The sequence below is a fragment of the Yoonia sp. SDW83-1 genome (genome assembly GCF_046762885.1).
GTDB lineage: Bacteria > Pseudomonadota > Alphaproteobacteria > Rhodobacterales > Rhodobacteraceae > Yoonia.
This window is the reverse complement of the sequence record NZ_JBKQXO010000023.1, coordinates 36760-46684: the sequence shown is the minus strand read 5'-3', so window position 1 is coordinate 46684 and position 9925 is coordinate 36760. Positions and strand designations below refer to the sequence as shown.

12 protein-coding genes are annotated in these 9925 nt (G+C 58.1%); 5 read left to right on the top strand and 7 right to left on the bottom strand.

Annotated features, from left to right (window positions below; translation table 11 throughout):
• Nucleotides 1-380: 380 nt before the first annotated feature.
• Genes ACFWW4_RS20445 through ACFWW4_RS20430 form a run of 4 tightly spaced genes read left to right on the top strand, consistent with a single transcriptional unit; the run spans nt 381 to nt 3639 of the window.
• Entirely contained in the window at nt 381-1025 is a 645-nt protein-coding gene (locus ACFWW4_RS20445; RefSeq protein WP_411892526.1) for a histidine phosphatase family protein, read from the top strand.
• Between the two features lie 15 nt (nt 1026-1040).
• Nucleotides 1041-1640: a glutathione S-transferase family protein gene (locus tag ACFWW4_RS20440; RefSeq protein WP_411892530.1), complete on the top strand. Its 600-nt coding sequence runs from the start codon at nt 1041-1043 to the stop codon at nt 1638-1640.
• A complete protein-coding gene (locus tag ACFWW4_RS20435) occupies nt 1640-2689 on the top strand; it encodes a saccharopine dehydrogenase (protein ID WP_411892525.1) in 1050 nt (349 codons plus the stop codon). Before ACFWW4_RS20440 ends, ACFWW4_RS20435 begins: the two co-directional genes overlap by 1 nt.
• Nucleotides 2689-3639, top strand: a complete 951-nt coding sequence (locus ACFWW4_RS20430) for a glutathione S-transferase family protein (protein WP_411892524.1) — start codon at nt 2689-2691, stop codon at nt 3637-3639. Before ACFWW4_RS20435 ends, ACFWW4_RS20430 begins: the two co-directional genes overlap by 1 nt.
• On the opposite strand, the gene ACFWW4_RS20425 is transcribed toward ACFWW4_RS20430, so the two are convergent.
• From ACFWW4_RS20425 to ACFWW4_RS20395, 7 genes are all read right to left on the bottom strand, one after another.
• Nucleotides 3624-3950: a DUF3775 domain-containing protein gene (locus ACFWW4_RS20425; RefSeq protein ID WP_393929986.1), complete on the bottom strand. Its 327-nt coding sequence runs from the start codon at nt 3948-3950 to the stop codon at nt 3624-3626. The two genes, ACFWW4_RS20430 and ACFWW4_RS20425, sit on opposite strands and share 16 nt — an antisense overlap.
• A 64-nt stretch (nt 3951-4014) precedes the next feature.
• Nucleotides 4015-4443, bottom strand: coding sequence for a GFA family protein (locus ACFWW4_RS20420; RefSeq protein ID WP_411892523.1), 429 nt, complete (start codon nt 4441-4443; stop codon nt 4015-4017).
• 105 nt (nt 4444-4548) lie between these two features.
• On the bottom strand, nt 4549-5286 hold the full coding sequence (locus ACFWW4_RS20415) for an SDR family NAD(P)-dependent oxidoreductase (RefSeq protein ID WP_411892522.1): 738 nt from the start codon (nt 5284-5286) through the stop codon (nt 4549-4551).
• A 1-nt stretch (nt 5287) separates the two neighbouring features.
• Complete coding sequence (locus tag ACFWW4_RS20410) at nt 5288-5860, bottom strand: DUF3833 family protein (protein ID WP_411892521.1); 573 nt, start codon at nt 5858-5860, stop codon at nt 5288-5290.
• Between the two features lie 3 nt (nt 5861-5863).
• Nucleotides 5864-7090, bottom strand: coding sequence for an MFS transporter (locus ACFWW4_RS20405; RefSeq protein ID WP_411892520.1), 1227 nt, complete (start codon nt 7088-7090; stop codon nt 5864-5866).
• Nucleotides 7087-7845 carry a DUF1365 domain-containing protein gene (locus ACFWW4_RS20400; RefSeq protein ID WP_411892519.1) on the bottom strand — a complete coding sequence of 253 codons (759 nt, stop codon included), beginning with the start codon at nt 7843-7845 and terminating at the stop codon, nt 7087-7089. The genes ACFWW4_RS20405 and ACFWW4_RS20400 overlap by 4 nt, the downstream gene beginning before the upstream one ends.
• Complete coding sequence (locus tag ACFWW4_RS20395) at nt 7842-9140, bottom strand: NAD(P)/FAD-dependent oxidoreductase (protein ID WP_393929998.1); 1299 nt, start codon at nt 9138-9140, stop codon at nt 7842-7844. The genes ACFWW4_RS20400 and ACFWW4_RS20395 overlap by 4 nt, the downstream gene beginning before the upstream one ends.
• 198 nt (nt 9141-9338) lie before the next feature.
• On the opposite strand from ACFWW4_RS20395, the gene ACFWW4_RS20390 reads away from it, so the two are divergent.
• Entirely contained in the window at nt 9339-9920 is a 582-nt protein-coding gene (locus ACFWW4_RS20390; protein ID WP_411892518.1) for a sigma-70 family RNA polymerase sigma factor, read from the top strand.
• Nucleotides 9921-9925 lie beyond the last annotated feature (5 nt).

Sequence of the window (9925 nt, the reverse complement as noted above, 5' to 3'; positions counted from 1 at the left end):
GGGTAGGGCCGTGCTGATCACGAAAACGGGGCTGAATGTGATCGGCTCAAGTGCTTGACATGAGGGCGCGGCACCCTACCTGCCTCTCGCGTGCAGCCATGCACAGAACCCCACCCCGATCTGTGCGCCAGACTGCCCCTAGGTCAGCCCCAGCCCCCCGCAAACTCTTTCAACCGTTCACAGATTTCAGGCGCACCCAATTGCGTGAGGCGCAATTATTTCCAACTTTTCGCGGGGGCGTGAAAAAAGTGACATGAATTGTAGTGGTTAGGCGCGTTATCGTGGCGGTCTGAATGCCCAGAGACAGCCATGCGCCGCGACTCAAAACCGTTGCCAAGCCCGATTCCAGCCCGTAACCCTGTCCGCTCAGGAGGGTGTTTATGGGTGAGATTATTCTGGTCCGTCACGGGCAGGCCAATTCAGCGGCCAATGACGAAGAAAGCTATGACAAGCTGTCTGATCTGGGCCACCAGCAGGCCCGGTGGCTGGGGGATTATCTGCGCGACCGTGAACGCCCGTTTGACAAGATCATCTCTGGCAGTTTGCGCCGCCATCAGGAAACCGCGGCAGGGATTGGCTATGGCGACCCCGTCATTGATCCGCGCCTGAACGAAATGGACTATTTCAACCTCGGCCAGGCGCTTGAGGATGTGCATGGCGTCCCCTTCCCCGGCCCCGATGAATTTGCCGCCCACGTCCCGCAGGTCATGGAAGCCTGGCATAAGGCCGAAATCATGGGGGTCGAAACCTTTGCGTCATTCGAGGCGCGGGTGACATCGGTTCTGCAAGAGGCCGCGACGCCCGGCGCGCGCGTGCTTTGCGTCACCTCAGGTGGCGTGATCGGTATGATCATCCGGCATCTGCTGAACCTTGATCCGACCCGGATGGCGCATATCCTGCTGCCGATCCTGAACAGTTCGGTGCACCGGGTCCATGTGATCCCGCAAGGGCCGATCCTTGCCGCGTTCAACACGATCCCGCATCTGGACCAGCCTGACCGCGCCCACGCCGTCACCCATTACTAAAGGAAGACCCCAATGCTGAAGCTGCATTATGCCCCGCGTACGATCTCTGTCGCTGTTGCCATGGCGCTGGAGGAGGTCGGCACGCCCTATGAACCGGTGCTTGTCGATTTCAGCAAGGGTGAGCAAACCACGGCCGCCTACCACAAGCTGAACCCAAAGGGCCGGGTCCCCGCTCTGGAGACACCACATGGGGTTCTGACCGAAACCGGCGCTTTGCTGGAATATGTCGCCCCCTCCCTTGTGCCGACCGATCCGTTTGCCGCCGCTCGCATGCGCGAGTTGATGTGTTATCTCAATGGCACCATGCACCCCAACCACGCCCATGGGCTGCGTGGCAGTCGCTGGGCGGATCAGGAGGCGTCATTTGTCGATATGAAGCAGAAAGTGCCGCAGACGGTGGCGGCATCCTGCGCCTATGTCGAAGAGGCTTTGGAGGCGCTGCCGTTCCCATCCGGCGAAGGGCAGGTCGTGTCCGATTTCTATCTGTATGTCGTGCTGACATGGCTGCCCGGCGATGGCGTGGATATCGCGGAGTTTGCGACCTTGCAGGATTTCCAACATCGCATGAATACGCGGGCTTCGGTACAGGCGGCCTTTGAGAAAGGGATGCTTTGATGGTCCATCTCTGGGTCCGCTCGGAAAGCCGCGCCAATGAAGAACGGGTCGGTTTGACCCCACAGGGCGCGGCGCGGCTGATTGATGCAGGGTTCAAGGTAACGGTGGAGCAAAGCGCCCAGCGGGTTCTGCCGATAGCGGAATATGAAGCGGCGGGTTGCGCCATCGCGCCAGAGTTTTCCTGGGTCGATGCCCCTGATGATGCCATCGTATTTGGCCTGAAAGAGTTGCCTGATGATGGCACGTCCTTGCGCCATCGCCACATCATGTTCGGTCATGCCTATAAGGGCCAGCCAGCGGGTCAGGTGCTGCTGGACCGGTTCGGGGCCGGGGGTGGTGCGCTTTATGATCTGGAATATCTGACGGATGCAGATGGTCGCCGCGTTGCCGCTTTTGGCTATTGGGCAGGTTATGCCGGGGCGGCGGTGTCGCTGATGTGCTGGATGGCGCAACAGCGTGGTGACATTGCGGGGCCGGTTGGAACATACCCTTCGGCCAGTCACATGCTGGCGGCGATGCAGGAAGGTCTGGTGCAGATCGGTACGCAGCGTCCGACCGCCCTGATCATCGGGGCGTTGGGGCGCGTCGGATCAGGGGCGGCTGACCTGTGTCAGGCCATGGGTGTGGCCGTGACCAGATGGGACATGGCAGAGACCGCCCATGGTGGCCCGTTTCCGCAGGTGCTGGCGCATGATGTGTTTCTCAACTGTATTCTGGCACGACCCGGCACGCCGGTTTTCGTACCAGCCAGCGCCAAGATCGCCGATCGCCAACTGAGCGTGATCGGTGACATCGCCTGCGACCCCGACAGCGATTTTTCCCCAATCAAGGTCTATGACCGCACAACGACCTGGGCCGAACCTTCACTACGGGTCCATGACAGCCCGGTTCTGGACGTAACAGCGATTGATAATCTGCCCTCAATGCTGCCCGCCGAAAGCAGCGAGGATTTTGCAGACCAGTTGTTGCCGCACCTGATGACACTGACCGCACTTGACCAGGGCGTCTGGGGCCGGGCCAAAGCCTGTTTTGATCGGGCGATGGGCTGATGGGCTATATGGTCGACGGGGTTTATCACGTTGGCGATGATGTGACGCAAACCCTCAGCTCCGGCGCATGGGAGCGGAGCCGCAGCACAGTCCGCCATTGGATCGGTCAGGGGGATTTCCCGGCAGAGGCGGGGCGATATCATCTGTTTGTGGCGTGGAATTGCCCGTGGGCGCATCGGGCCTTGCTGACCCGCGTCGTCAAGGGGCTGACGGATGCGATCACCGTATCCTATGCGCGCCCAAACCGGACCGATCAGGGCTGGGTTTATGATGCTGACGGTGAATTTTCTGATCCCGTTCTGGGTGCCCGCGCGGTGCATGAGGTCTATGGCGCGGACCCTATGCGCTATACCGGGCGGCTGACGGTGCCGGTGTTGTGGGACAAGGTACAGGGCCGCATGGTCAGCAACGAATCCGCCGATATCGTTCGGATGTTGAACGATGCCTTTGACGGACCTGACCTTGCGCCACCCGGTTTGCGCGGACAGATTGATGACTGGAACACGCTGATTTACGACAAGGTGAACAACGGCGTATATCGCGCCGGATTTGCCTCAACCCAGGATGCTTACGAAAGCGCGGCTGAGGATGTGTTTGATGTGCTCGATCAACTTGATCATCACCTCGCGACACATCGGTTCCTGTGCGGCGACGCATTCACCGAGGCCGATCTGCGGCTTTTCCCGACGCTGGCACGGTTTGACGTTGCCTATCACTACGCGTTTCGCTGCAACCTGCGCCGGCTGGCGGATTACGCGCATCTATGGCCTTACGCGAGGGACATCTATGCCATGCCCGGCGTGGTCGAAACGGTCAGGTTCGATATCTACAAAAAGGGCTATTTCAGCGCGAGCGAGAAGCGGAATCCGCTAGGCATTATCCCTATCGGGCCGGACATTCATTGGGACCCAGCCCCGGAGCGGGAAGAACTCAGTCAGGCGGGCCGATAAAGATCATCCTCGGCGTCGCTGGCGTCAATCCCCAGTGCCTCCAGCCCGCTTTCCAGATGGTCGGCCAGATGCGGCGACCCTTTAAGGTAGTCCGCTGTCGGTGTGGTCGCCTCGGTTTCGGCTGTGTTGAGCGCCTCTTGCAGATCTTCAGCGTCAAAACTGCCCCGCCCGATCCAGAAAATGGCAACCAGCCCGATCTTTTCGTCATCGGTCAATTGGTCCACAAAGCCGTTGAATTCATTTTCAGCCCGGTCCAGTTCACGGGCCAGGATGATCACTTCGGCCACTTTGTCGGTCGATATTGGTAGCATGTCGCGCACTCCTTTAGCCCCTTCTTGGCGCATCATAGCATGTCTGACTTTGATCTGGCGCAAGTCATTCATTCAGTTGGCTGCGCGCCGAACTGGTGTGTCGAGGCAGGTCGTCATTGATGTGCAGCCATTGGAGCCTGTTATCATCATGGGCATGCATCTGAGGCGGGAACCTGTCGGCCTGATCAAGCAATCCAAGGGGGACATAAACCGTGTTTGGCAGATAATCGTAGCGGCCCGTCAGCGGTGAGCCGCAGGTTTCGCAGAAGGTGCGGATCACGCCAGGAACGCGGTTGACTGCGCGTCCTTCGCTTGGTGAAAACGCAATCGTGCCTTCGCGAAATGCGGCAAATGCGGCAACAGGTCCGCCGGATGCGCGGCGGCAATCCGTGCAATGGCAATAGAGCACCGATAAAGGGGTTTCTGTGGCATGCAATCGTGTCGCGCCGCAATAACAGCGGCCTGTGATTTCCGACATGATATCGTCTGCCATGGGTCCACCCTGTGCCTGCGCCAACGGGCGCAAGATGTATAATCAGCATAATACGATAGGATAGACCCGCTGCGCTGGAACGCAAACCTGCAACAGGTTGGTGGCTTATTTGGACCCGAACAGCCGGTAATACATCCAGTCCGGCATCAATTGCGACAACCGGAACACCCAGGAAAATACCATGGGAAAGCTTTTCTTGAACGTATCGGTGTTCATGTGGTCGAAAAACTCTTTTGCCGCGTCTTCCGGCTCCATGATGAAGGGCATGGTAAAGTCGTTCTTGTCCGTCAGGCGGGTTTTGATGAAGCCCGGATTGATCACCTGCACCTTGATGTCCGAGGTGCGCAGATCGGCCTGCATGGACTCGGCCAGCGCCATCAGCCCGGCCTTCGACGCAGAATAACCAATGGCGCCAGGCAAGCCGCGGAAGCCTGACAGCGAACCGGTCAGTACGATGTGCCCATGTCCGCGTTCGATCATGCCACCGATGACGGCGCCGACCACGCGAGAGCCGCCAAGATAATTGATCTCGCCCATCAGGTCGGCTTTTTCGTTGTCCCATTCGCTGGCCTTCATGGGCCAGTAGACGCCAGCCAAATAGACAACACCATCCAGCTCGCCAGCTTCGGCAGCAGCCTTTTCGACAGCATCCCGGTCGGCGACATCAACGGTAATATAAGAGGCCTTGCCTGGCAGTTCCTCGACCAGTTCCTTCAACCGCTCCTCTGATCTGGCGGACACGATCACTTCGGCCCCCGCGCGGCTCAGGCAGAACGCGACCTCGCGCCCCAGCCCCTCGCTCGCACCGACGAGCCAGTATCGTTTTCCCTGCCAGTCTGTCACTTTATTCTCCTGCGTAGGCTTTGTCTTTCGGGCGCATGGTGGCCACAAGTTCGGCCACCTTGATACCAAACTTCCGAAACTGGCTTCGGTTCATTATTGATCCGTTCGACATCAGATACATCCAGTCGGTCACGTCGAGCGCGTGCCCACCAGCCTCTTCCGACAACTTGATACGATAGTTCAGCAGTACAGCCGATCCTTCCTGCCGCCCGGTGCCCGCGCCAACCACATCAGGCGCTTCGGCCTTGATATTCCCATCATTGCCAAGGGTCAGGGTCCAGACCCGATCCTGCACATTGCCGCTGTCATAGTGAAATCGTTCGACCATGGTGCCAATATTGCCGTTCCACGATGCCTCGAAATCAGCAACGAACCGCGATGAGACTTTGCCCGTGGGGCCATAGATCACGCCTTCGCACACGATGGGGCCGTTGAACCGTTCGCGGATATCAAAGATCGGACCATCGGCATAATCCGTAGACTTTTGCGCCCAGAATGAGACATAGCGCTGTTTGCACATCACGGCGATTACCATGAGGGCCGCACCAATCAGCATGTAGGTGATAAACGACATCGTTTATTCCTCTAGTTTCGTGGCGATCAGAAGCCCGATCGCCACAAGTTTCAAAAGTGACGGCACAAGGGCGTAAAGCACCGTCAACATGGTCAATGCCTCGGAAGGCAGGTTTGTTCCCCCGGCTTCGAAGCCGGACCGTTCGAGAAGTGGCAAGAGCACCACCGCCGCGAAGGCAAGCGTGAACTTGTTCACTAAATTCCATAGGCCGAACCCTTGCCCACCATTGGGCGAGATTACGGCCATGCGCTTCGCGAACATTGCAGGCAGCAAAGTCAGGTCTGCTCCAATGCTTGCACCACTTAATACGCAGATGACGGCAAAGGGGATCACATCGCCCGTCGATAAAGTGAAGGTGTAACCAAATGACGCAACGGCGAGGACCATCGCGGTCAGCAAAACAGGCCTTTCGCCGAACCGCTGCGCTAGCGCGGACCAGATCGGCGATGACAATGCAGCTGCAAGGAAAAACAGGACCAATAAGCCGCCTTCCCAGCCGGGTGCGCCAAGACGACTTTCGACGAAAAACAGAAAAAGTGTCGACGAAACGGCCAGCGGTGTGGCGTTGACAAGCGCCAGGATCAGAAGCCTGCGTGCCGTGCTATCCTTGATGATATCGCCGATCTGTGACGGTTCGGTCGTGGTTTTACCCTTCCATTCCGGCCACATGAAAAACGTAGCGACAAGGGCCGCCGCGGCAAAGCCGTAGGCGAAGGTGGCGAACGGATCTGCCACCACCCCCATCAACAACGTCGGGATCACAGCGGCGATGCAGACTCCCAACAGCGCGCCGCTTTCCCGCCACGCCGCCAGCCGCACATGACCCTTGGGCCCATCGCCCGCCTTGCTGATGCCTTGCGCATAGAAATTGATGCTGAGAAAGCTGAAAGCGCTGAAAAGCCCGGTGATCGTCAGCCCGAACCACCAGATCGCACTGATCGGCGGGGCCACGGCGAAAAGGCCGATCATCGACAAGGCAAGGATAAATGCTGTTGCGGTGACCGCGAATTTCTTGGCATTGCCCAACCGTTCACTGATCCAGCCCAGCACAGGGTCCTGCACCACATCGAACAGGCGCAACCCAAACAGCAATGCGCCAAGCGCCGTCAGACTGACGCCAAACGTATCGGCATAGTATTTCGGCGCATAGATATAGATCGGCAGGCCAGCGCCGGACAGTACAGCGGCGAAGCCGGTGTAGGCAGGAAGCCGTTCTTGCAGGGCTTTCATCTGCTGACTTCTTCGACCGGCGGTGCAGGTTGTGATCGGAACGTGGCGCCTTTGAACCACAGTTTCAGCGCCTGCCAATGGATCAGCGTCAGCACCCGGCGCGACCCGAACGGGCGACGCAAGACCGCCTTGATGATGGACGTGTTGCTGATCGGTTTGCGCTGACCCGTCAGCGTGGCGATCAGCCCGCCATTGCCGCGCGAATAGTCGATCCAGATACCGATACTGTCAGCCTGAATATCAAATCGAAACACATATCCGCCTTCTATGGGTTGAAAAGGTGAAACATGCATCAATTTCTGCGCTGACAATGTGTCAGCTTTGGTGATCGCCCGTCCATCATCGTGATGACACAGATAGGAATGGCGGTCGCCGAACGTGTTGGTCACCTCTGCAATAACGCTGCGCAGAATATCGTCGGCGTCGTAGCACAGCCAGAAAGACACCGGGTTGAATACATGCCCCAGCACGCGAGGCTGCGCTAGAAGTTCAATCCGCGCCGGATCAGCGATGTCATGCGCCACCAAAACGTCCCGCACCCATGCAGCCCCGCGTCCCTGCTTGGGCGGTCCACCATGGTCGCTGTCCTGCAACGACATCAGGTTCCCGCGATTGCGCGCGAACAGGGCCGGGGTCGTCATATCAGCCTCGGCATCCAGCAGCACATAGTCGATAGAATAGCGAAAGGCGTTTTTCGTCGCGCCCCGCCGCCCGTGATAGGTCTCACCAGCGATATGATCGACGGTGGTGGTCACTCTGCTGCCATCTCCAGCCGCTCGACCGCGTTCAGGGCGTGGACGACATCCAGCGCACTGGACAATCCATCCTCGTGAAATCCGTTCTTCATCCAGGCACCGCAGAACCATGTGCGGTTCGATCCGTTCATGGCGGTCGCCGCCTCTTGTGCCGCCAGCGCCTCAAGATCATAGACCGGATGGCGCAATGTCACTTCGTCCCAGATCAGATCTTCCCGGATCGGACGTTTTGAATTCAGGGTCACCATCATATCGTCGGTCTTCAGCCAAGGCTGAAGCGAGTTCATCCAATATGTCAGGTCAATTTCGCCGCCAGTGCGGTCGGCATCCTCCGAATAGACCCATGACGACCAGACCTGCCGCCGCTTGGGCATCAGTGATGTATCGGAATGCAGCACCACCCGGTTGGGCTGGTAACGCACGGCGCCCAGCACAGATTTCTCAACCGCCGTTGCGTCGGATAACAGGCGCAGCGTGTCATCGGAATGCGTGGCAAACACCACCTCGTCAAACATCTCCCAATCGCCACCCTGCGCCTTGACTTCAACGCCCAGCGGGCCGCGGCGGACCCCGGAAATGGGCGCGCCAAGACGCATGTCGACGCCACGGCGGAACATATCCGCGCCCAGACGGGTCACATACTCGCGTGACCCACCCGCGACAGTGTACCACTGATGCTGGCCGGTCGCGCCAAGCAGCGCGTGATTGTCGAAAAACTTCATCATCGCATAGGCAGGAAAATCGAGGATTTTTTCCTTGGGCGTGGACCAGATCGCGCCGGAAAAGGGCAACAGGTAATGATCGCGGAAAAAGTTGCTCAGCTTCAGCTTGTGCATCAACTCGCCAATGGTCAGTGTCTCGTCCCGGCTGGCGTCCAACCCCTTGGCGTTGAACTTGAAGATATCGCGCACCATGCGCAGAAAACGCGGGCTGGCGATATTGCTGCGCTGGGCGAAAAGCGCGTCAAGACTGGCCAGACCATATTCCAGCTTGCCGCCTGCGAAGGAAGCCCCAAAGCTCATATTGCTCTTCACAACCGGCACCTCAAGATGATCGAAAAGTGCCGTCAGGTTCGGATAATTGGCATAGTTGAACACAATGAATCCAGTGTCGACCGCCTGATCACGCTTCGGCCCTGCCATCCGGGTGCGGGCATGTCCGCCCAACCGCTTTTCAGCCTCGAACAAAACAACGCGGTGATCCTTGGCCAACGCATGTGCGGCACCCATGCCTGAAATACCCGCCCCGATAACCGCTACTTTTCTGGGTGCGGATGTACTTGTTTCGAATGGCATTGATGGTCGCTCCGTTATCCGGTCTTGAAGTTATTATTTCTTACGTAGCTTGGACTTGTCCGGATCAAACAGAAAAAATGCATGCGCACTGATCCAATCGTTAACGCGGTCCGTAAGAAGTGCATGTTGACCGAAAATAGTGTCCTCGCAAAAGCTGATGCGCCAGTTGTCATGCCACCCTATAGTGGGTCGGACATAATGACGTTTCGCAAATCGGGGGCGAAAAAGTTGACAGCCGAACAAGCGACCAAACGCATGGCCTGGGTCATCCAGGTTTCTGCGGTGCGGGACGACAAGGACAAGGCAGCCTTTGCCGAACTCTTTGGATATTTCGCTCCACGCGTGAAGTCATTTTTGATGAAATCGGGGGCCAGCCCGGATCTGGCAGAAGAATGCACACAGGAGGTCATGGCGACCCTTTGGAACAAGGCCCACATGTTCGATCCGGCAAAGGCAAGTGTATCCACATGGATTTTCACGATCGCCCGGAACCGCAAGATCGATCTGCTGCGCAAGCAGAAGCGGCCAGAACCCGAAGATTTGCCATGGGGTCCCGAGCCGGAGCCTGATCAGGCCGACGCGATGGGACTACAACAAGAAACGGAACAGCTCGGTCAGGCGCTTGCCGCATTGCCCGAAGAACAAAGGAAACTGATCGAAAAGGCCTATTACGGCGAATTGTCGCATAGCGAGATTGCCGCCGAAACCGGGCTACCATTAGGGACGATCAAATCGAGGATAAGGCTGGCGCTGGAACGGTTGCGCCATACGATGAAATGATGAGT